The 21,168-nt window shown below is 64.0% G+C and carries 22 protein-coding genes; 16 read left to right on the forward strand and 6 right to left on the reverse strand.

Going from position 1 to position 21,168, the window contains the following annotated elements:
- Nucleotides 1-187: 187 nt before the first annotated feature.
- The 12 genes from MRBLPB4O_RS24855 (at nucleotide 188) to MRBLPB4O_RS24910 (ending at nucleotide 13,062) form a co-directional block, all read left to right on the forward strand.
- The gene (locus MRBLPB4O_RS24855; RefSeq protein ID WP_341796885.1) at nucleotides 188-577 is read left to right on the forward strand and encodes a DUF2946 domain-containing protein; all 390 of its coding nucleotides are present in this window, start codon (nucleotides 188-190) and stop codon (nucleotides 575-577) included.
- A gap of 46 nt (nucleotides 578-623) precedes the next feature.
- The gene (locus tag MRBLPB4O_RS24860; RefSeq protein ID WP_063422750.1) at nucleotides 624-1,109 is read left to right on the forward strand and encodes a copper chaperone PCu(A)C; all 486 of its coding nucleotides are present in this window, start codon (nucleotides 624-626) and stop codon (nucleotides 1,107-1,109) included.
- A gap of 22 nt (nucleotides 1,110-1,131) precedes the next feature.
- Nucleotides 1,132-1,563: a DUF2946 domain-containing protein gene (locus tag MRBLPB4O_RS24865; protein WP_341796886.1), complete on the forward strand. Its 432-nt coding sequence runs from the start codon at nucleotides 1,132-1,134 to the stop codon at nucleotides 1,561-1,563.
- Between the two features lie 66 nt (nucleotides 1,564-1,629).
- Complete coding sequence (locus tag MRBLPB4O_RS24870; RefSeq protein ID WP_341796887.1) at nucleotides 1,630-3,696, forward strand: TonB-dependent copper receptor; 2,067 nt, start codon at nucleotides 1,630-1,632, stop codon at nucleotides 3,694-3,696.
- Between the two features lie 58 nt (nucleotides 3,697-3,754).
- Nucleotides 3,755-5,122 carry a PepSY domain-containing protein gene (locus MRBLPB4O_RS24875; protein WP_341796888.1) on the forward strand — a complete coding sequence of 456 codons (1,368 nt, stop codon included), beginning with the start codon at nucleotides 3,755-3,757 and terminating at the stop codon, nucleotides 5,120-5,122.
- Nucleotides 5,123-5,298: 176 nt separating this feature from the next.
- The gene (gene cycA / locus MRBLPB4O_RS24880; protein WP_016501840.1) at nucleotides 5,299-6,705 is read left to right on the forward strand and encodes a D-serine/D-alanine/glycine transporter; all 1,407 of its coding nucleotides are present in this window, start codon (nucleotides 5,299-5,301) and stop codon (nucleotides 6,703-6,705) included.
- A 188-nt stretch (nucleotides 6,706-6,893) separates the two neighbouring features.
- Nucleotides 6,894-8,159 (forward strand): urea ABC transporter substrate-binding protein, encoded by a 1,266-nt coding sequence (gene urtA / locus MRBLPB4O_RS24885; RefSeq protein WP_016395201.1) that lies wholly within the window; start codon nucleotides 6,894-6,896, stop codon nucleotides 8,157-8,159.
- 177 nt (nucleotides 8,160-8,336) lie between these two features.
- A complete protein-coding gene (urtB, locus tag MRBLPB4O_RS24890; protein ID WP_232099868.1) occupies nucleotides 8,337-9,785 on the forward strand; it encodes an urea ABC transporter permease subunit UrtB in 1,449 nt (482 codons plus the stop codon).
- Entirely contained in the window at nucleotides 9,785-10,864 is a 1,080-nt protein-coding gene (gene urtC / locus MRBLPB4O_RS24895; protein WP_258654149.1) for an urea ABC transporter permease subunit UrtC, read from the forward strand. Before urtB ends, urtC begins: the two co-directional genes overlap by 1 nt.
- The gene (gene urtD, locus MRBLPB4O_RS24900) at nucleotides 10,861-11,718 is read left to right on the forward strand and encodes an urea ABC transporter ATP-binding protein UrtD (RefSeq protein WP_338745388.1); all 858 of its coding nucleotides are present in this window, start codon (nucleotides 10,861-10,863) and stop codon (nucleotides 11,716-11,718) included. The genes urtC and urtD overlap by 4 nt, the downstream gene beginning before the upstream one ends.
- 98 nt (nucleotides 11,719-11,816) lie before the next feature.
- A complete protein-coding gene (gene urtE, locus MRBLPB4O_RS24905; protein ID WP_043200837.1) occupies nucleotides 11,817-12,515 on the forward strand; it encodes an urea ABC transporter ATP-binding subunit UrtE in 699 nt (232 codons plus the stop codon).
- Nucleotides 12,516-12,546: 31 nt separating this feature from the next.
- Nucleotides 12,547-13,062 (forward strand): N-acetyltransferase family protein, encoded by a 516-nt coding sequence (locus MRBLPB4O_RS24910; RefSeq protein WP_341796889.1) that lies wholly within the window; start codon nucleotides 12,547-12,549, stop codon nucleotides 13,060-13,062.
- Nucleotides 13,063-13,130: 68 nt separating this feature from the next.
- Here MRBLPB4O_RS24910 and MRBLPB4O_RS24915 read toward each other — a convergent pair whose 3' ends face one another.
- Together MRBLPB4O_RS24915 and cbpA are read right to left on the reverse strand one after the other, a co-directional pair.
- Entirely contained in the window at nucleotides 13,131-13,436 is a 306-nt protein-coding gene (locus tag MRBLPB4O_RS24915) for a chaperone modulator CbpM (protein ID WP_016501846.1), read from the reverse strand.
- 2 nt (nucleotides 13,437-13,438) lie between these two features.
- On the reverse strand, nucleotides 13,439-14,392 hold the full coding sequence (gene cbpA, locus MRBLPB4O_RS24920; RefSeq protein ID WP_341796890.1) for a curved DNA-binding protein: 954 nt from the start codon (nucleotides 14,390-14,392) through the stop codon (nucleotides 13,439-13,441).
- A gap of 164 nt (nucleotides 14,393-14,556) precedes the next feature.
- Between cbpA and MRBLPB4O_RS24925 the strand changes: the two genes are divergently transcribed.
- On the forward strand, nucleotides 14,557-15,828 hold the full coding sequence (locus MRBLPB4O_RS24925; protein ID WP_016501848.1) for an Hsp70 family protein: 1,272 nt from the start codon (nucleotides 14,557-14,559) through the stop codon (nucleotides 15,826-15,828).
- Between the two features lie 37 nt (nucleotides 15,829-15,865).
- On the opposite strand, the gene MRBLPB4O_RS24930 is transcribed toward MRBLPB4O_RS24925, so the two are convergent.
- The 3 genes from MRBLPB4O_RS24930 to MRBLPB4O_RS24940 form a co-directional block, all read right to left on the reverse strand.
- Nucleotides 15,866-16,873, reverse strand: a complete 1,008-nt coding sequence (locus tag MRBLPB4O_RS24930; protein ID WP_016501849.1) for a hypothetical protein — start codon at nucleotides 16,871-16,873, stop codon at nucleotides 15,866-15,868.
- A gap of 70 nt (nucleotides 16,874-16,943) precedes the next feature.
- On the reverse strand, nucleotides 16,944-17,231 hold the full coding sequence (locus tag MRBLPB4O_RS24935) for a PsiF family protein (protein WP_341796891.1): 288 nt from the start codon (nucleotides 17,229-17,231) through the stop codon (nucleotides 16,944-16,946).
- A 62-nt stretch (nucleotides 17,232-17,293) separates the two neighbouring features.
- Nucleotides 17,294-18,082: a helix-turn-helix transcriptional regulator gene (locus tag MRBLPB4O_RS24940; protein ID WP_341796892.1), complete on the reverse strand. Its 789-nt coding sequence runs from the start codon at nucleotides 18,080-18,082 to the stop codon at nucleotides 17,294-17,296.
- Nucleotides 18,083-18,333: 251 nt separating this feature from the next.
- On the opposite strand from MRBLPB4O_RS24940, the gene MRBLPB4O_RS24945 reads away from it, so the two are divergent.
- A complete protein-coding gene (locus tag MRBLPB4O_RS24945) occupies nucleotides 18,334-19,206 on the forward strand; it encodes a DMT family transporter (protein WP_341796893.1) in 873 nt (290 codons plus the stop codon).
- Here MRBLPB4O_RS24945 and MRBLPB4O_RS24950 read toward each other — a convergent pair.
- A complete protein-coding gene (locus tag MRBLPB4O_RS24950) occupies nucleotides 19,203-20,093 on the reverse strand; it encodes a triacylglycerol lipase (protein ID WP_341796894.1) in 891 nt (296 codons plus the stop codon). The genes MRBLPB4O_RS24945 and MRBLPB4O_RS24950 overlap by 4 nt on opposite strands.
- Before the next feature lie 123 nt (nucleotides 20,094-20,216).
- On the opposite strand from MRBLPB4O_RS24950, the gene osmE reads away from it, so the two are divergent.
- Nucleotides 20,217-20,558 carry an osmotically-inducible lipoprotein OsmE gene (osmE, locus tag MRBLPB4O_RS24955; RefSeq protein WP_016501854.1) on the forward strand — a complete coding sequence of 114 codons (342 nt, stop codon included), beginning with the start codon at nucleotides 20,217-20,219 and terminating at the stop codon, nucleotides 20,556-20,558.
- Between the two features lie 42 nt (nucleotides 20,559-20,600).
- Nucleotides 20,601-21,131, forward strand: coding sequence for a ferritin-like domain-containing protein (locus tag MRBLPB4O_RS24960; RefSeq protein ID WP_049274600.1), 531 nt, complete (start codon nucleotides 20,601-20,603; stop codon nucleotides 21,129-21,131).
- The last annotated feature ends 37 nt before the right edge of the window (nucleotides 21,132-21,168 follow it).

Raw genomic sequence — 21,168 nt, forward strand, 5'->3', positions numbered from 1 at the left:
ACTTCCTGGGGGCAGTCCAGATACCCCCGCAGCTCTCAAGGTTGTTGGTAATCCTGTGGGAGCGGGCGTGCCCGCGAAGCCGGCGACACCGATTCAACTGCCTGCCTGCGTCACTTCACCGCACCCCGCCATTTTTACCTATACTGCGCCTTACAATAGCCACCACGATTCCTGACCGGATCTCTCCATGCCCCCACGTCGGCACATCGCCTGGATAGCCTGCCTTGCAGTGCTGTTCAACCTGCTGGCCATGCCGCTGGCCTCTGCCGTGCCCAAGGGCCCGGCCGAGCAGCTGCTGTGGGGGGCTTTCTGTTCCAGCATGGCCAACAAGGCCAATGTCGACGTCCAGGCCCTGGCCAAGATCGACCTCGGCCCGCAAAGCGACGACAGCGCCAGCATGATGAATTGCTGGTGCTGCTCGGGCGCTGCACCACTGCTGGCCCTGCCCGGCTACCCGCCGCAGCTGCACAACCCGCCAACACTGTTTGCCGGCCTGCTGCCGCCCCCCGCCGACTACCAACCCACGCCGCGCCAGCTCTGGCCTGCGTTAAACCCCCGTGCCTCTCCGCTGGCCTGAGTTCATCACGCTGTCTGCCTGAACCTGAACAGAACGGAGATTCACCATGCTCAAGCACGCCCTCGTCATGGCCGCCCTGCTGCTGCCCGGCGCCTTTGCCAATGCCCACGAATACAGCGTGGGCGACCTGCACATCGCCCACCCCTGGTCGCTGCAGCTGCCGCCCAACGCCCCCAATGTCGCCGCGTATTTCGTGGTTCACAACAATGGCCAGGCCGATGACCGCCTGTTGAGTGTCGACAGCCCCATCAGCGATGACGCGCAACTGCACGAGCACGCCATGAGCGCCAGCGGTGCCATGAAGATGCAGCAAGTACCCAGCGTTGTAGTGCCTGCCGGCAAGGACCTGACCTTCGCCCCCAGCGCCTACCATGTGATGCTGATGCAGCCCAAGGACCGCAGCCTGCTCAGCGACGGCAAGCGCTTCCCGTTGACCCTGCACTTCGAGAAGGCCGGCGACGTCACCGTCGAAGTGGCCGTGCAGAAGCAGGCGCCAGCGGACCAGCCGCAAGCCCACGAACACGCGCACTGACACCTGCTGACAGGCACTCGCCATGAGCCTGCCGCGCAACAGCATCAGCCGTACCACCCGCCCTGACCGCAGGCGCGCCGGTGGCGGATGGCTGAGCCTGTTCGCCATGTGGATGATCTTCATCGGCCCGCTGATTTCCCAGTCGATGCCGATGGACCAGCACGCCGGCATGAGCATGCCGATGGACATGCCGATGGCGGCTGCCCATCAGCATGGCGGCGACGCCCATCACGGCCACGGCGGCGATGGCCAGCTGCACGTGATGTGGGAAAAATGCGGTTACTGCAGCCTGTTGTTCAACTGCCCGGCCCTGCCCCAGGCCCTCAGCCCGCTCAGCGCCGGCAGCGTCGTCCCCACCACCCACCTGCTTGCGCCAACGCACCAGGGCCATGCCCGGCAGGCTGTATTCCCCGGTGCGCGCAGCCGCGCCCCACCCTCCTCGATCAGCGTCTGAACCCACATTTTGCGCACGGAGCCAGGAGGCTTCGCGCTAACTCATGACTGATCGACTGGAATCATTATGTCCGGCTGTACCCCTGTTTTTGCCTTGTCCCTGCGTGGGGCCCTAGCCGCTGTGTGCGGCTCGCTGCTCGCGCCCGTGGCCCTGGCCGCCGAAACTGGCCATGAAGGCCATGCGCACGACGCCCCCGAGCTGAGCCCGACGGTAATCACCGCCGTGGCCCCGAGCTCGCCGCTGACCGTGGTCACCAACCCGAAAGACCCGCGCCAGCCAGTGCCGGCCAGCGACGGCGCCGACTACCTGAAGACCATCCCCGGCTTCTCGGCGATCCGTGCCGGCGGCACCAACGGTGACCCGGTGTTGCGCGGCATGTTCGGCTCGCGCCTGAACATCCTCACCAATGGCGGCCTGATGCTGGGCGCCTGCCCCAACCGCATGGACGCGCCCACGTCCTATATTTCGCCGGAAACCTACGACCGCCTGACCGTGATCAAAGGCCCGCAAAGCGTGATCTGGGGCCCGGGCGGTTCGGCAGGCACCATTCTTTTCGAACGTGACCCCGAAAAGTTCGGCACCCTCGGCAGCCGGGTAAACGCCAGCCTGCTGGCCGGCTCCAACGGCCGCTTCGACAAGGTGCTGGATGCCGCCGCCGGCAACAGCCAGGCCTACGCCCGCTTCGTCGGCAACCAGTCGCGCTCGGATGACTACCACGACGGCAACAACGACACCGTGCCGTCGCGCTGGGAAAAATGGAACGGCGATGTCGCCCTCGGCTGGACGCCCGACCAAGACACCCTGCTGGAGCTGACGGCCGGCAAGGGCGATGGCGAGGCCCGCTATGCCGGGCGCGGCATGGACGGCTCGCAGTTCAAGCGTGAAAGCCTGGGCCTGCGCTTTGAAAAGTCCAACCTTGGTGAGGTGCTCGACAAGGTCGAGGCGCAGGTCTACTACAACTACGCCGACCATGTGATGGACAACTACAGCCTGCGTACCCCATCGGGCAGCGGCATGATGGGCATGCCGATGGTCAGCAACGTCGACCGTCGCACCATGGGCGCACGCATCAAGGCCACCTGGCGCTGGGCCGATGTGCAGCTGATCAGTGGCATCGACGCGCAAACCAACGAACATCGCCAGCGTGGGGGCATGGGCGTAGACGCACACAAGGGCCAGGCCTGGACCAAGGACGCCGACTTCCACAACTACGGTGCCTTCAGCGAACTGACCTGGTATGTCAGCGGTGAAGACCGGCTGATCACCGGTGCCCGCCTGGACCGCGCCTCGGCCCGAGACTTCCGTAAAGGCAGCGCCACAGAAGGTGATAGCCGCGCCGACACCCTGCCCAGCGGTTTCATACGCTATGAGCACGACCTGGCAGCCATCCCGGCCACCACCTATATCGGCCTCGGCCATGCCCAGCGTTTCCCCGATTACTGGGAGCTGTTCTCGCCCAAGCTGGCACCGCCCGGTGCAGCAAATGCCTTTGACGGCATCAAGCCAGAGAAGACCACCCAGCTCGACTTCGGCATCCAGTACCGCACCGAGCGCCTGGAAGCCTGGGCTTCGGGCTATGTCGGGCAAATCCGCGACTACATCCTGTTCGACTACCGCACGGGCATGATGGGCATGAGCACCTCGCAGGCACAGAACATCGACGCCCGCATCATGGGCGGCGAACTGGGTGCCGCCTACCAGCTGACCGAAAACTGGAAGGCCGACGGGACGCTGGCCTACGCTTGGGGCAAGAACAGCAGTGATGGCAAAGCGCTACCGCAAATGCCACCCCTGGAAAGCCGCCTGGGGCTGACCTACAGCCGCGATGTATGGAGCGTCGGTGCACTGTGGCGGCTGGTGGCGGCGCAAAACCGCATTGCCGAGAACCAGGGCAACGTGGTCGGCAAGGACTACGACAAGAGCGCCGGCTTCGGCGTGTTCTCCCTGAACGGCGCCTACAAGGTGAACAAAAACCTCAAGCTCAGCGCAGGGGTCGACAACCTGTTCGACAAAACCTACGCCGAGCACTTGAACCTGGCCGGGAACGCCGGGTTCGGCTACCCGGCTACCGATCCACAGCCGGTCAACGAGCCAGGCAGGACCTTCTGGACCAAGGTCGACTTCAGCTTCTGACAACAACCACGGGCGCAGCCTCGGTTGCGCCCCTCTGCTGGTCAAACAGGAGGTTCCCATGAGAGGAACACGCACCAATTTCTATAACCTGGCCTGGCGTTGGCACTTTTATGCGGGGCTGTTCGTGGCCCCGTTCATGATCCTGTTGGCGATCACCGGGATCATCTACCTGTTCAAGCCGCAGCTCGACCCGCTGCTGTACCGCGACCTGATGGTGGTCGAAGCCGGCCACCACCGACAGGGCGCCGATGCGATGCTGGCGGAAGTGCGCCAGGCTTACCCCAAAGGCCACGTCGGCCAGTACCTGCCGCCCATCAACGCCGAGCGCAGTGCGCAGTTCGTGGTGCATGACAGCGGGCGCGAACTGAACGTGTTCGTCGATCCGTACAGCGGCAAGGTCCTCGGCGAGCAGGACGCCAAGCAGAACCTGCAGGCCATTGCCCGCGCCCTGCATGGCGAGCTGATGGTCGGCACGGTCGGTGACCGCCTGGTGGAGCTGGCCGCAGGCTGGGGCATCGTGCTGGTGGTGTCGGGCCTGTACCTCTGGTGGCCACGCGGGCGCAATGGCGCTGGCGTGCTATGGCCACGGCTGTCGGCACGCGGCCGGTTGTTCTGGCGCGACCTGCACGCGGTTACCGGCTTCTGGGGCTCGGCCTTGCTGTTGCTGATGCTGGTCAGCGGCATGACCTGGACCGGGCTTTGGGGCAAGCAGTACGCCGATTTGTGGAACCGTTTCCCGGCAGCCATGTGGAACGACGTGCCCAAGTCGGACCAGCAGGCGGGTGAGCTTAATAGTGCCCACCGCCAGACCGTGCCCTGGGCGGTGGAAAACACGCCGATGCCGCAGTCCGGCGCACACGCCGAACACGCCGGGCACCACATGATGTCGGACATGCCCGCAGCGCCCCAGGTGAGCGTGCAGCAGGTCGAAGACATCGCCACCTCCCGCCAGGTCGAGCCGGGCTACAGCATTACCCTGCCGACCACGGCAGACGGTGTGTTCACCATTGCCGTGTTCGCCGACGACCCTCGCAACGACGCCACCCTGCATGTCGACCAGTACACCGGCAAGGTCCTGGCCGATGTGCGCTGGCAGGACTACAGCCCGGTCGCCCGCGCCACCGAGCTGGGGGTGATGCTGCATGAGGGCAAGATGTTCGGGGCGTTCAACCAGATCATCATCCTGCTGGTGTGCCTGATGATTCTGCTGGGGTCGGTGAGCGGGCTGGTGATGTGGTGGAAGCGCCGGCCTGAAGGCGGGCTGGGTGTGCCGCCGCTGCGCCATGACCTGCCGCGCTGGAAGGCGGCGGTGGGGGTGATGCTGGTGCTGGGGCTTATGTTCCCGTTGGTGGGCGTATCGATGGTGGTGATGTGGGTGGTGGACAGCCTGGTGGTGCGCCGCCGTCGGGAGCTGGCCAGCGCCTGAGCCCTGCATAACCTGCACTGGCCTCTTCGCGGGCTTGCCCGCGAAGAGGCCGGCGAAGGTGTCGAACTTTTCCTACTGAAGCACGGCTGCCATCTGAAAATCGTGGCGATCTGTCGCGATCTCGAATTGGAACGCCCGTGTTAGCCTAGCCGGCGACTTTCAAGGGAATGCAGCTTATGACCGCAATTTCACCAAAACCACAAGAAGAGCAGCACCTGCAACGCAACCTGACCAACCGCCACATCCAGCTGATCGCCATCGGCGGCGCGATCGGTACCGGCCTGTTCATGGGCTCGGGCAAGACCATCAGCCTGGCGGGCCCGTCGATCATCTTCGTCTACATGATCATCGGCTTCATGTTGTTTTTCGTCATGCGCGCCATGGGCGAACTGCTGCTGTCGAACCTCAACTACAAATCGTTCATCGACTTCTCGGCCGACCTGCTCGGCCCCTGGGCCGGTTACTTCACCGGCTGGACCTACTGGTTCTGCTGGGTGGTCACCGGTATCGCCGACGTGGTCGCCATCGCCGCCTACACACAGTTCTGGTTCCCCGACCTGCCGCAGTGGATACCGGCGCTGACCTGCGTAGGGCTGCTGCTGTCGCTGAACCTGGTGACGGTAAAAATGTTCGGCGAGATGGAGTTCTGGTTCGCCCTGGTCAAGATCATCGCCATCCTCGGCCTGGTCGCTACCGGCCTGTACATGGTCATCACCGGCTTCACCTCGCCCAGCGGGCGCACTGCACAGCTGGCCAACCTGTGGAATGACGGCGGCATGTTCCCCCATGGGCTGATGGGTTTCTTCGCCGGTTTCCAGATCGCCGTGTTCGCCTTCGTCGGTATCGAGCTGGTGGGCACCACCGCCGCCGAAGCGAAAAACCCGGAGCGCACCCTGCCGCGGGCGATCAACTCGATCCCGATCCGCATCATCGTGTTCTATGTGCTGGCGCTGATCGCGATCATGGCCGTCACCCCATGGCGCGACGTGGTCCCGGGCAAGAGCCCGTTCGTCGAGCTGTTCGTGCTGGCCGGCCTTCCAGCGGCGGCCAGCATCATCAACTTCGTGGTACTGACCTCGGCGGCCTCGTCGGCCAACAGCGGCGTGTTCTCCACCAGCCGCATGCTCTTCGGCCTGAGCCAGGAGGGTGATGCACCCAAGGCGTTCGAGAAGCTTTCGAGCCGCTCGGTGCCGGCCAACGGCCTGTACTTCTCCTGCACCTGCCTGCTGCTCGGTGCAGTGCTGATCTACCTGGTGCCGAACGTGGTCGAGGCGTTCACCCTGGTGACCACGGTTTCGGCGGTGCTGTTCATGTTCGTGTGGACGCTGATTTTGCTGTCGTACCTGAAGTACCGCAAAAACCGCGCGGCGCTGCATCAGGCGTCGAAGTACAAGATGCCGGGCGGGCGCTTCATGTGCTACGTGTGCCTGGTGTTCTTTGCCTTCATTCTGGTGTTGCTGAGCCTGGAGGCAGACACGCGTTCAGCGCTGGTGGTAACGCCGATCTGGTTCGTATTGCTGGCGGTGACCTATCAGTTTGTACGCAGCAGGCGCCATCCGCGTTCGGCTGTGCGCAACGGCTGATAGCCTCGGGGGCTGCTCTGCAGCCCCAATCCTGTGCACATCAATGTCCCAGGCACCAACCTGGACCTCGCAAACGCCCCAACACCTCGCACAACCCCTCTATTACGCCCATTTCGCCACTAGGCACACCCCTTGCAACGCCCCTCCCCGCTTGCCCAACACTCTAAAAAACTCAGCGGAGAGAGCACATGAAGCGTCGCAGTCTGATCAAGGCTTTTACCCTCAGCGCATCGATTGCGGCGATGGGCCTGAGCTGGAGCATCCAGGCCGCCGAGACCATCAAGGTTGGCATCCTGCATTCGCTGTCGGGGACCATGGCCATTTCCGAGACCTCGCTCAAGGACATGGCGCTGATGACCATCGACGAGATCAACGCCAAGGGCGGCGTGAACGGCAAGATGCTCGAACCGGTGGTGGTCGACCCGGCCTCCAACTGGCCGCTGTTCGCTGAAAAGAGCCGCCAGCTGCTGACCCAGGACAAGGTCGCGGTGGTGTTCGGCTGCTGGACCTCGGTGTCGCGCAAGTCGGTGCTGCCAGTGTTCGAAGAGCTCAACGGCCTGCTGTTCTACCCGGTGCAGTACGAGGGTGAAGAGATGTCGCCGAACGTGTTCTACACCGGCGCCGCCCCCAACCAGCAGGCCATTCCTGCCGTCGAATACCTGATGAGCGAAGACGGCGGCAGCGCCAAGCGCTTCTTCCTGCTGGGCACCGACTACGTCTACCCGCGCACCACCAACAAGATCCTGCGCGCTTTCCTGCACAGCAAAGGCGTGGCCGACAAGGACATCGAAGAGGTGTACACGCCGTTCGGCCACGCCGATTACCAGACCATCGTTGCCAACATCAAGAAGTTCTCCGCCGGCGGCAAGACGGCGGTGATTTCCACGGTCAACGGCGACTCCAACGTACCGTTCTACAAAGAACTGGCCAACCAGGGCCTGAAGGCCACCGACGTGCCGGTGGTGGCGTTCTCGGTGGGCGAAGAAGAGCTGCGCGGCATCGACACCAAACCGTTGGTGGGGCACCTGGCAGCGTGGAACTACTTCGAGTCGGTGGATAACCCGGTGAACCAGAAGTTCGTCGCCGACTGGAAGGCCTACGCCAAGGCCAAGGGCCTGCCAGGCGCTGACAAGGCGGTGACCAACGACCCGATGGAAGCCACCTACGTGGGCATCCACATGTGGGCGCAGGCCGCCGAGAAGGCCAAGTCCACCGACGTCGACAAGGTACGTGAAGCACTGGCCGGGCAGAGCTTCAAGGCACCGTCGGGCTTCACCCTGACCATGGACAAGACCAACCACCACCTGCACAAGCCGGTGATGATCGGCGAGATCCAGGATGACGGGCAGTTCAGTGTGGTGTGGGAAACCGAGCAGCCGCTGCGGGCGCAGCCTTGGAGCCCGTTCATTCCAGGGAATGACAAGCGACCTGACTACGCAGTGAAAGGTAACTGAGTGCACTGGGGCCGCTATGCGGCCCATTCGCGGGCTTGCCCGCTCCCACAGGTCCCCACTGCCCTCTGGACCAGTGAAATACGTGTGGGAGCGGGCAAGCCCGCGAAGAATCCACCACTGTATTCCAGGATTGCCCGCATGCTCAGAATGCTGCTCACCCTGCTTCTGCTACTCCCCATGGCCACCCAGGCCAGCGAGGGCGAATTCTTCCTCACCGCCAAGCCCGCCGAGCAGGCCCGCCTGCTCGAAAGCTGGGCGGCGCAACCCGATGCCGCGCGCCTGCCACTGCTCGACAACCTGCGCCAGGGCCGCATTGCCACTGACGACACCCGCAAGGTGCGCCTGAACAACCGCCTGCGCGGCCTGATCGACAACGCCCTGGCCAGCCACCAGCTGCTCAGCGACAACAGCGAAACGCGCCTGGCCGCCGCCCAGCAACTGCAAAAAAGCGCACAGCCCGCGCAAATGGCCTTCCTCGACCGGCGCTTCGCCAGCGAGCCGGATGCCGCCGTGCACGCCGCCATCGGCCTGGCCCTGGCCAACCTGCAACTGGGCGCCAGCGAACCGGCAGTACGCCTGGCCGCCGTGCGCCTGCTGGGCGAAACCGGTGACCCGCTGGCCCGCACCCGCCTCGAAGCGCTGCTGCAACCCGACGCTGAAGCCGACCCGGGCGTGCGCACCGCTGCCGAAACCAGCCTGGCCCAGGTCAAACGCAAGCTGCTGGTGGGCGAACTGCTCGGCCAGGCCTTCAGCGGCCTGTCGCTAGGCTCGATCCTGCTGCTGGCGGCGCTCGGCCTTGCCATCACCTTCGGCCTGCTCGGGGTGATCAACATGGCCCACGGCGAGATGCTGATGCTCGGCGCCTACAGCACCTATATGGTCCAAGTGCTGGTGCAGCGCTATGCCCCGGGCGCCATCGAGTTCTACCCGCTGATTGCCCTGCCGGTGGCCTTCGCAGTGAGTGCCGGGGTCGGCATGGCGCTGGAACGCACCGTGATCCGCCACCTGTACGGCCGCCCGCTGGAGACCCTGCTGGCCACCTGGGGCATCAGCCTGATGCTGATCCAGGCCATCCGCCTACTGTTTGGCGCGCAGAACGTCGAGGTGAGCAACCCGGCGTGGCTCTCGGGTGGCATTCAGCTGCTGCCCAACCTGGTGCTGCCGTACAACCGCCTGGTGATCATCGGCTTCGCCCTGGCCGTGGTGCTGCTCACCTGGCTGCTGCTCAACCGCACACGGCTGGGCCTGAACGTGCGCGCAGTCACCCAGAACCGCAACATGGCCGCCTGCTGCGGCGTGTCCACCGGGCGCGTCGACATGCTTGCCTTCGGTTTGGGTTCTGGCATCGCCGGGCTTGGTGGCGTGGCCCTGAGCCAGGTCGGCAACGTCGGCCCGGACCTGGGCCAGAGCTACATCATCGACTCGTTCCTGGTGGTGGTGCTGGGCGGTGTCGGGCAGCTGGCCGGCAGCCTCTGGGCCGCGTTCGGCCTTGGCATCGCCAACAAGCTGCTGGAGCCGCAGATCGGTGCCGTGCTCGGCAAGATCCTCATCCTTGCGTTGATCATTCTGTTTATCCAGAAGCGCCCGCAAGGCCTGTTCGCCCTCAAGGGACGGGTAATCGACTGATGAACCAGCCACTGCTTGTCACCGCTACGCAAAAGGCCGGGCCGCGCCTGACCCTGGCCATCGGCGCCATCGTCGTGCTGCTGTTGCTGGCCCTGCCGCTGTTGTCGCTGCTGCCGGCGGATCACGCGCTGCAGGTGTCGGCGTACACCCTGACCCTGGTCGGCAAGATCCTCTGCTACGCCATCGTCGCCCTGGCCCTGGACCTGGTCTGGGGCTATGCCGGCCTGCTGTCGCTGGGGCACGGCCTGTTCTTCGCCCTGGGCGGCTACGCCATGGGCATGTACCTGATGCGCCAGGCGGCGGGTGACGGCCTGCCGGGGTTCATGACTTTCCTGTCATGGACCGAGCTGCCGTGGTACTGGGCCGGTACCCAGCATTTCGCCTGGGCCCTGTGCCTGGTGGTGCTGGCGCCCGGCTTGCTGGCACTGGTGTTCGGCTGGTTCGCCTTCCGCTCGCGGATCAAGGGCGTGTACTTCTCGATCATGACCCAGGCCCTGACCTTTGCCGGCATGTTGCTGTTCTTCCGCAACGAAACCGGCTTTGGCGGTAACAACGGCTTCACCAGCTTCCGCACCATCCTCGGCTTCGACATAGCCGCCCAAGGTACCCGCGCGGTGCTGTTCCTGCTCACGGTCGGCCTGCTGCTGGCCAGCCTGTACCTGTGCTGGCGCCTGACCCGCAGCAAGTTCGGCCGCCTGCTCACCGCCGTGCGCGACGCCGAAAACCGCCTGATGTTCTGCGGCTACGACCCACGCGGTTTCAAGTTGCTGGTGTGGGTGCTCAGCGCCGTGCTGTGCGGCCTGGCGGGCGCGCTGTATGTGCCGCAGGTGGGCATCATCAACCCCAGCGAAATGTCGCCGACCAACTCCATCGAAGCCGCCGTGTGGGTAGCCTTGGGCGGGCGCGGCACGCTGATCGGCCCGCTGCTCGGCGCCGGCCTGGTCAATGGCATGAAAAGCTGGTTCACCGTGGCCTTCCCGGAGTTCTGGCTGTTCTTCCTCGGCGCGCTGTTCATCCTTGTCACCCTGTACCTGCCCAAGGGCGTGGTCGGCCTGTTGAAGAAAAGGAGCCAGCCATGAGAGGCGTGCCCCCGGTACACCCTGAGTTCATGCTCGAACCGGTGTTCGACACCCTCGGCAGTGGTCGCGAAGCGATCGGCCTGGGCCAAAGCCGCAAGGCCGGCCTCGACACCCGCCACGGCACGGTGCTGAGCCTGGAGGACATCAGCGTCAGCTTCGACGGTTTCAAGGCTCTCAACGGGCTGAACCTGTATATCGGCGTGGGCGAACTGCGCTGCATCATCGGCCCCAACGGCGCCGGCAAGACCACGATGATGGACGTGATCACCGGCAAGACCCGCCCCGACACTGGCAGCGCCTACTTTGGCGACACCCTCGACCTGACCCGCATGAGCGAATACCAGATCGCTCAGGCCGGCATTGGCCGCAAGTTCCAGAAGCCCACGGTGTTCGAGGCACTGACGGTGTTCGAAAACCTGGAGCTGGCGCTGAAGACCGACAAGTCGGTGTGGGCCAGCCTGGCCGCGCGCCTGGGTGGCGAGCAGCGCCAGCGCATCGAAGAAGTGTTGACCACCTTGCGCCTGCTGCCCCTGGCCCAGCGCCAGGCCGGCTTGCTGTCGCACGGGCAGAAGCAGTTTCTAGAGATTGGCATGCTGCTGGTGCAGGAGCCGCAATTGCTGCTGCTAGATGAGCCGGTGGCCGGCATGACCGATGCCGAGACCGAGTTCACCGCCGAGCTGTTCAAGGGCCTGGCTGGCAAGCATTCGCTGATGGTGGTGGAGCATGACATGGGCTTTGTCGGCAGCATTGCCGACCATGTGACCGTGCTGCACCAGGGCAGTGTGCTGGCAGAAGGGTCGCTGGAGCAGGTCCAGGCGGATGAGCGGGTGGTCGAGGTGTATCTGGGCCGCTAGACATTGAAGCCTGTACCGGCCCTATCGCCGGCAAGCCAGCTCCCACAAGCCCGCGAAAGGGCCAGCACAGGCACAGAAACTCTTTCAGGAACACTCACATGCTCAAGATCGACACCCTGCACCAGTACTACGGCGGCAGCCACATCCTGCGCGGCCTGTCCTTCGAAGCCAAGGTCGGCGAAGTCACCTGCCTGCTGGGCCGCAATGGCGTGGGCAAGACCACCCTGCTGCGCTGCCTGATGGGCCTGGTACCCGCCCGTGACGGCAGCATCGAATGGGAGGGCAAGCCGATCACCAGCCTCAAGCCCCAGCAACGGGTCCAGGCCGGCATCGCCTACGTGCCCCAGGGTCGTGAAATCTTCCCGCGCCTTACCGTCGAGGAAAACCTGCTGATGGGCCTGTCACGCTTCCCGGCCCGTGAGGCCCGCGAAGTGCCCGCCTTCATCTACGAACTGTTCCCGGTGCTGGAGCAAATGAAGCAGCGCCGCGGCGGCGACCTGTCTGGTGGCCAGCAGCAACAGCTGGCCATCGGCCGCGCCCTGGCCAGCCGCCCACGGCTGCTGATTCTCGACGAGCCCACCGAAGGTATCCAGCCCTCGGTGATCAAGGAGATCGGCGCGGTCATCCGCCGCCTGGCCCAGCGTGGCGACATGGCGATCCTGCTGGTGGAGCAGTTCTACGACTTTGCCGAAGAACTGGCCGACCAGTACCTGGTCATGGCCCGTGGCGAGATCGTGCAACATGGCCGCGGCGAAAACATGCAAGCCGAAGGTGTGCGCGGGCTGGTAACCATTTAATCTGCGAGCAACGACCCTGCGAGACGCTGTCATGAGTTACGAAATCCGCGACGCCCTGCCCAGCGACGTGCCGGGCATCCTCGACATCTACAACGACGCGGTGCGCAACACCACGGCGATCTGGAACGAAACGCCGGTTGACCTCGGCAACCGTCAGGCCTGGTTTGAAGCGCGGGCGCAGCAGGGGTATCCCATTTTGGTGGCAGTGGATGAGACGGGTGTACTGGGGTATGCCTCGTTTGGCGACTGGCGGCCGTTTGAAGGGTTTCGTAACACCGTTGAGCACTCGGTGTATATCCGCGCAGACCAGCGTGGCAAAGGGCTGGGGCCGGTGTTGATGGCAGCGCTGGTGGAGCGTGCGCGCGGGTGTGGCAAGCATGTGATGGTGGCGGCCATCGAGAGTGGCAATGCGGCGTCGGTGCGCCTGCATGAGCGGCTGGGCTTCGTGGTGACCGGGCAGATGCCGCAGGTGGGGGTGAAGTTTGGCCGCTGGCTGGACCTGACCTTCATGCAGCTGGTACTGAACCCCGGAGCCGAACCCAACTGAGCACTTAGGCCTGACGCGATCCCTGTAGGAGCGGCCTTGTGCCGCTCCTACAGGGGACGATGCAGCGTTTACATCTGGGTAAACCTGCCCAGCCGCTGGCGCAGCATGGTGTTCTCGCTGCGCAACTGCTGCACTTCCTGCAACAGCTCCAGCGCCAGCGCCACCCCTTCCCACTCCAGTTCCAGCTCCTGGTGCAGCTTCGCCGCGCGCTTGGCCACCAACGGCGCCTGATCGTCGAACAACCAGTCCTCAGGCGTTCGCCCGGAGGGTTCGACAATGCCGTGTTCGACGATCTCGATCACGCAGTCCGCCGTGACATCGGCTTCCTGACACAAGGTACGCATGTCCAGTTGAACGATCAGGGTGCTGCTCATGATCACTTACTCCATTGTGTCCTCGGGTTGAACGCCGCTTTCTCGGAAAGCTTGGCCCACAATTCGCGGGCAGCCTCGTCGGAGGTCGGCGGCATGACCACTTTCAGTTGCGCATAAAGGTTGCCGCGCTCGCCGCTCTTGTTCGCCAGGCCCTTGCCCGGTACACGCAGGCGCTGGCCGCTCTGGCTGTCGGGGCGGATGGTCAGGTTGATCTTGCCTTCCAGGGTCGGCACCGCAACCTTGGTGCCCAGCGCCGCCTCCCACGGTGCCAGCGGCACAGTGATGATCAGGTCATGTCCTTCGACATCGAACAGCGGGTGCGGTGCCATGCGGATGGTCAGGAACAGGTCACCATTGGCCCCACCACCGCTGCCTGGCGCGCCTTGGCCCTTGAGGCGGATACGCTCACCGTCGGTCACACCGGCCGGGATCTTCACGTTCAGGGTCTTGGTGGTGAAGCCGGTGCGTTGGCCCAAGGCATTGGTTTGCGGCACCTGGAAGCTGATCTGCTTGGACTCCTTGTTCAGGGTCTCTTCAAGGAACACAGCCAGTTCAAGCTCCACATCCTGCCCTCGCCTGCCGGCACTGCGTTGCTGCTGCCGGGCACCACCGAAGGGGTTGCCACCCCGCCCACCGAAGACCGAACTGAAGAAGTCGGAGAAGTCGCCGCCCTCGAAGCCGCCGCCACCGCCACGGCTCTCCCAGCCCGGTGGTGCCTGGAACGGCCGGCCATGTTGGCCGCCGTACTTGCGAATTTCGTCGAACTCGGCTCGTTTTTGCGCGTCGCCCAGCACTTCGTAGGCCTCGTTGGCCTCCTTGAACTTGTCCTCGGCGTCGCGCTCCTTGCTGACATCGGGGTGATACTTGCGCGCAAGCTTGCGGTACGCGGCCTTGATCGCCTTGTCGTCCGCCGTGGGCTCTACGCCGAGTATCTTGTAATAGTCTTTGAAGTCCATCTGTGGATCACCAATGTGAATGTGCGTGTTGCAACAGAAGATAGGGGTCAAGCATAGCCTTTCAAGACCGCCTTGGGTTTGCGCCATGGCAGACGACTGGTCTTGATTCTGTAGCCAAGTGGCATAAACTGCGCGGCCGTTTTCCTTCCGGAAGCTGATTTCCCATGTCTGACGTATCCCCGGCCCGCGCCCTGGGCATCGACTTTGGCACCTCCAACTCCACGGTCGGCTGGCACCGCCCTGGCGTGGAGTCGCTGATTGCCCTGGAAGACGGCAAGATCACCTTGCCTTCGGTGGTGTTCTTCAATATCGAAGAGCGGCGCCCGGTGTATGGCCGCCTGGCACTGCACGAATACCTGGAAGGCTACGAAGGCCGCCTGATGCGCTCGTTGAAGAGCCTGTTGGGCTCCAAGCTGATCAAGCACGACACCAGCGTGCTGGGCAGTGCCCTGCCGTTCAAGGACCTGCTGGGCATGTTCATCGGTGAGCTGAAAAAGCGCGCCGAAACCGCCGCTGGCCGCGAATTCGACCAGGTGGTGCTGGGCCGCCCGGTGTTCTTCGTCGACGAAGACCCGGCTGCCGACCAGGAGGCCGAGGACACCCTGGCCGACGTGGCGCGCAAGATCGGCTTCAAGGATGTGTCATTCCAGTACGAGCCGATTGCTGCGGCCTTCGACTACGAGTCGGGCATCAGCCGTGAAGAACTGGTGCTGATCGTCGACATCGGTGGTGGTACTTCGGACTTCACGTTGATCCGCCTGTCGCCCGAGCGCCACCTGATCGCCGAACGCCAAAGCGACATTCTCGCCACCGGCGGCGTGCACATCGGCGGTACCGACTTCGACAAGCAGCTGAGCCTGCAAGGCGTGATGCCGCTGTTCGGCTACGGCAGCCGCATGAAAAGCGGCGCGCTGATGCCCACCAGCTATCACCTTAACCTGGCCACTTGGCACACCATCAACGCCCTGTACTCGCAGAAGTCGCAGCTGGCGCTGGGCAGCATGCGCTATGACATCGAGGACAGTTTCGGTATCGACCGCCTGTTCAAGCTGATCGAGCAGCGCGCCGGGCACTGGCTGGCGATGGAAGTGGAGGCCAGCAAGATCGAGCTGACCGAGCAAGACAGCCGCCACATCGACCTGCGCCGTGTCGAGCCCGAACTGACCGCAGCGCTGACCCGTGCGCTGTTCGAAGAGGCGATCGAAGGCCTGCTGGAGCGCGTGCGCGGCAGTGTGACCGAGCTGCTGGCCAAGGCTGGCGTGAGCGAAAGCCAGGTTGACACAGTGTTCTTCACGGGCGGTTCCAGCGGCATTCCGGCGCTGCGCAACAGTGTGTCGGCGATGTTGCCGAATGCGCGGCATGTGGAAGGCAACATCTTTGGCAGCATTGGTAGCGGCCTGGCCATCGAAGCCCGCAAGCGTTACGGCGCAGCCTGAGCCATTTTTGGGGCTGCTTTGCAGCCCCGGCAATCTGTCAGACCAGCTCTTCGCGCTTCAGCTCACTCTTCAGGTAGGCATAGTAGATCGGCCCCGCCACCACGCCGGGCAGCCCGAATGCCGCCTCGAACACCAGCATCGCCAGCAGCAGTTCCCAGGCCTTGGCACTGATCTGCCCGCCAACGATCCGCGCGTTGAGGAAGTACTCGACCTTGTGGATGACGATCAGGTAACCCAGCGCTGCCGCCGCCACCCAGATCGACAGCGACAGGCCGACAATGGTGATCAGGGTGTTGGACATCAGGTTGCCGATCACCGGCAGCAAGCCCAGCAGGAAGGTCAGCACGATCAGCGTCTTGGTCAGCGGCAGGTGCACGCCGAACAGCGGCATCACCACCGCCAGGAAGATGCCGGTAAAGGCCGTGTTGAGCAGCGAGATCTTGATTTGCGCGAACACGATGTTGCGAAACGCCTTCACCAGCAGGTTCAGCCGTTCGAACAGCGCTGCCGCCAGAGGCTTGCGCCGGGAAACATCGGGGATGCGCTGCAAGGCGATGATCGCGCCGAGGATCATGCCGATCAGCAGCGTCACGAACATGTGTGCCATGCCCTTGCCCACCAGTTGCAAGTCGCTCAGGTGGCTCTTGATCCAGTCACCGATGGCCACCTTGAACTCAGCGGCACTGGCGGGCAGGTAGCCCTCGATGAAGGGCGGCAGCTGACCGCGGGCACGCTCCACCAGGGCCATGAACTTGTCCAGCGAGGCGCCGGGGTTTTCCGCCTCGTGCAACAAGAAGCTGAAGGCACCGGCAATCAACAGCGTCAAGGTAATGACCACCAACGTACCGAGCAGCGCTACGGCCAGCCAGCGCGCGCGTTGGCCGGCCAGTAGCGGTTGCAGGCGCGGGGTCAGCATGTTGACCAGTTCGAACACCAGCAGGCCGGCCAGCAGGCTGGGCAACAACTTCAGGGGCAAAGCCAGCAGCAGGCCAGCCATGACGATGATCAGGCTGGCCAGAGTGATCTGACGGGGGGTAAAGGTCATACAGCCTCGACGGCAGACAGCGGGAATGCCCGCAGTCTGCCAGCCTTGGCGGCGCAGGCATAGGCGCAGGTCATTTCTTCTTCAGGCAGTCGCTCATGTACGCCTTGCGCTCGTCACCCTTCAGAGCTTTGGTGGTGGCGTCGGCGTTGCAGGTCTTCATCTTCTCCTGCTGGGTTTGTGGCACGTCCTTCTTCAGGCAGGTGCTCATGAAGGCTTTTCGTTCATCGCCCTTCAGGGCTTTGGTAGTGGCGTCGGCGTTGCAGGTTTTCATTTTTTCCTGCTGCGCGGTATTGGCCGCGAAGCCTTGGGCGCTGAACAACACCGCCAACACCAGCAATGGAATTTGCAGCACTTTCATGGAGTGGTCTCCTTGGCTCCGTGCCCGACGCACGGGGGTCGAGCAGAGTGTAGCCAAGAATTTCAGCGCCCCGCCCGGGCCTGCCGACGGTACTGCTCGGGTGTGCACTGGGCCTGGCGCTGGAACATGGCGATGAACGCCGACGCGCTGCTGTAGCCAAGGTCGAAAGCAATCGCCTGAATCGGCAGGCCAGCCTCCAGCGCTTCGATGGCACGCAGAAAACGCAGGCGCACGCGCCATTCGCCAAAACTGATGCCCAGTTCGCGCAAGAACTGGCGGGCCAGGGTGCGTTCGCTGACATGCACGCGGGCGGCCCAATCGGCCAGCGGGCGGTTGTCACCGGGCTCGGCACCGAGGCCATCGAGTACCTGGCGCAGGCCATCGCTGTGGGCAAACGGCAGGTAGCAGGCCTGGGTGGGCGCCAGCAGCAACTGGTCGAGCAGTACCTGCACCAGGCGCTGGTCGCGCTCGTCCTCGGCCACCTTCAGGTCACGCCGGGCGAAGTCGCCAAGGATGGCCTTGAGGATATCGCTGATCATCAGGCTGCACGGTTGCTGCGGCAGGGCTGTGCACAGGCTGCGGTCGAGATAGATGGAGCGGTAGACGATGGCCTGCGGGTTGTAGCAGCCATGGGCGGTGTCGGGCGGTACCCAAACAGCGTATTGCGGCGGTGACAGAAAACGCTGGCCGGCCACATCCAGGTGCATCACGCCGTGAGCGGAGTAGTTGAGCTGGCCCCAGGCGTGGCAGTGCACGGCGCTGTGGGTGTCGGCAACGAACTCGTCGTGGCGGAAGTACACCGGGGCCGGCAGTTGGGTGAATTGGGGGATATCCAGGAGTTTGCGCGGCATGCTGTCTGCTTTGCGGGGTGGGTTGTCTGGATAGGAGTATAGGCTTATGAACAGACAGTTGATAATGGCTGGTACCGGGGCCTGCAGCCACATCGAGCCCCTGTAGGAGCAGCCTTGTGCTGCGAAGAGGCCGGCACCGTCATGAAAGATCTTTCGCCCACACAGGCCCTTTCGCAGCACAAGGCTGCTCCTGCAGGGACCGCGCAAGCAGTACGACTCGCCCCAAAACCGCCATACCGAGTACCTGCAACATGAATTACCTGTTCCCCCTCACCGCCATCCTCATCTGGGCCGGCAACACCGTGGTCACCAAGATGTCCGCTGGCGCCATCCACCCTGCCGAAATCGGCTTCTACCGCTGGCTGCTGGCCGGCTTGCTGTTCACGCCGTTCCTGCTGCCCGCCGTGTGGCGCAACCGCGCAGCCATTCGCCCGCACCTGGGCAAAGTGTTCGTGCTGGGCGTGCTGGGCATGGCGATGTACCAGAGCCTGGCCTACTTCGCCGCCGGCATCACCAGCGCCACCAACATGGGCATCATCCTCTCGCTGATGCCGCTGATGTCGCTGGCGCTGTCCATCGCCTGGCTGGGCCAGCGCCTGAGCTACGGCGCCCTGCTGGGGGCGGTGGTGTCATTTTTCGGCGTGCTGGAAGTGGTCAGTGCCGGCTACCCCGCCAGCCTGCTTGAACAGGGCCTGAACGGCGGCGACCTGTTGATGCTGGTGGCCACCCTGGCCTACGCGCTGTACAGCTTTCTGCTGAAGAAATGGCAGTTGCGCCTGCCACCGCTGCAGTTGCTGTACTTGCAGGTGCTGGTGGCAATCGTGGTGCTGCTGCCGCTGTACCTGCTGTCGGAAAAGACGGGCCTGCACAGCCATAACATCGGCCTGGTGCTGTACGCCTGCGTGCTGGCTTCGATGATCGCGCCGCTGCTGTGGATGCAGGCCGTGCACCGCCTGGGCCCAAGCCGCACCACGCTGTTTTTCAACCTGCTGCCGCTGGTCACCGCACTGATCGCCGCCGTGGTGCTGGACGAGCAACTGGCCAGTTACCACTTGGTCGGCGGCGTGCTGACCCTGGTCGGTGTGGTGCTGGCTGAGCGCTGGACCACGCCGATACGCCGCTAAAGCCCGGCTGCCTTGAGCCGGGCTGCATGCTCGGTGAACAGCCGCACCGGCTCGGCGCCCTTGCCCACGGCGCCGAGCGACTGGTTGACGATATCCAGGTGATCAAGTGGATAGTCATCGCCGATCACCTGCCCCAGGTGCGAACTGAAACGCCCGACCATGCCGTCGCACTGGCCCTTTTCCTTGACGAAGCTGCGCGCGAACAGGCGGCAGAAGCGGTTGCTGCCGTCAAAGCGGTTGCGCCCCTGGTCAGTCAACCCGGGCTGCAAGGTGCCGGACCACGAGTAGTAGCGCACGCCATTGACCTCATAGGCCCCTTCCCCGCCCCAAGTGTTAGGCAGGCCCTGTGGATAAGCCTGGTTGAACAGCGCGACCCCGGCGCTGGTCAGCGCCTGGTGCGAGGCATGCACATCGACCGGCAGCGGGTCGCGGCGCCAGCCGGTTTCCAGCCACACCAGCAACACGGCAAAGCCATGCAGCACGGCCTTCAGGATACGCCCTTGGGGTGAATGGCCCGGTGCCGTGCGATCAAGGTGGTCGGCCAGTTCCGAGCCGTGATTGGGGCCGGCCACCGAGGTGACCGAAGCCACCCGACCAGGCCGCTTGGCCGCTGCGTAACGGGCGCTCAGGGCGCCCTGGCTGTGGCCGATGAGGTTGACCTTGTCGGCGCCGGTGCGCTGGCAGATGTCTTCGATGATCGCCAGCAACTGCTCGCCGCGCACCTCGCTGGAATGCAGCGGCGAAACCTGCACCGGGAACACCTGCGCCCCGCCCTTGCGCAGGGCAGGCACGATGCCGAACCAGTAGGGGTAGAGCACTAGCCGGACAAACCCGAGCATGCCCGGCACCAGCACCAACGGGTATCGCGTGGCCAATTCCTGCTGCATTGCCCCAGCCCCTTTCCGTGGACGACCGGCCAACACTACAGCGCCAATCATGACCATCGCAATCGAACTCCCGGCGCGCGCTGTGGTTCCAAACCACACAGACCCTTTGCAAGGAGCGGGACCATGTACAAGCAGACCCTGGCAATCCTTCTGGCAAGCGCCACCTTGGCCGCCTGCGGCAGCCGCCCGGAAAACCCGGTGGACTACGTCACCTACCGCGACGAACCGCTGGTCAAGCAGGTGGAGCACGGCATGACCATGCAGAAGGTCATCGCCATCGGCGGCAGCCCGTCGAACGTGATCGACCTGCCGCACGGGGGTACCTGCAACGACTACATCCTCAACCGTGACGGCAAGCAACAGCCCTACTACGTGCGCTTCGATGCCACCGGCCACGTCGATGCCAAAGGGTTCAAGACCTGTAAACAACGCCAAGAGGACAGCGACGCCGTCCCCGGCGCGTAAGCCTGCGTCACCACCCTGACCCTGATCCGCCTGGAGATAAACATGAGCAACGTTGAACTGACCGATGTGAAAACCCTGCGCGAACGTGCCCGCCAGCATGTGGAGCAAGGCGCGGTGACCGAGGGTTACCACGCCGACCGTCAGGAAATCCTGCGCCTGCTGAATGAATCGCTGGCCACCGAGCTGGTCTGCGTGCTGCGCTACAAGCGCCACTACTTCATGGCCAGTGGCATCAAGGCCAGCGTGGCTGCCGAGGAATTTCTGGAGCATGCAAACCAGGAAGCCGAACATGCCGACAAGCTGGCCGAGCGCATCGTGCAGTTGGGCGGCGAGCCGGATTTCAACCCCGATAACCTGACAAAAAACTCCCATGCCCAGTACGTGGCGGGTAATTCGTTGAAGGAGATGGTGCTGGAAGACCTGGTGGCTGAGCGGATTGCCATTGATAGCTACCGCGAGATCATCCAGTACATCGGCGACAAGGACCCGACCACCCGACGCATCTTCGAAGACATCCTGGCCCAGGAAGAAGAGCACGCGGACGACATGTCCGACCTGCTGCAAGGGCTGTAATCGCTAGGGCTGCTTTGCAGCCCATTCGCGGCACAAG

The sequence above is a fragment of the Pseudomonas sp. LPB4.O genome (genome assembly GCF_038383825.1).
GTDB lineage: Bacteria > Pseudomonadota > Gammaproteobacteria > Pseudomonadales > Pseudomonadaceae > Aquipseudomonas > Aquipseudomonas putida.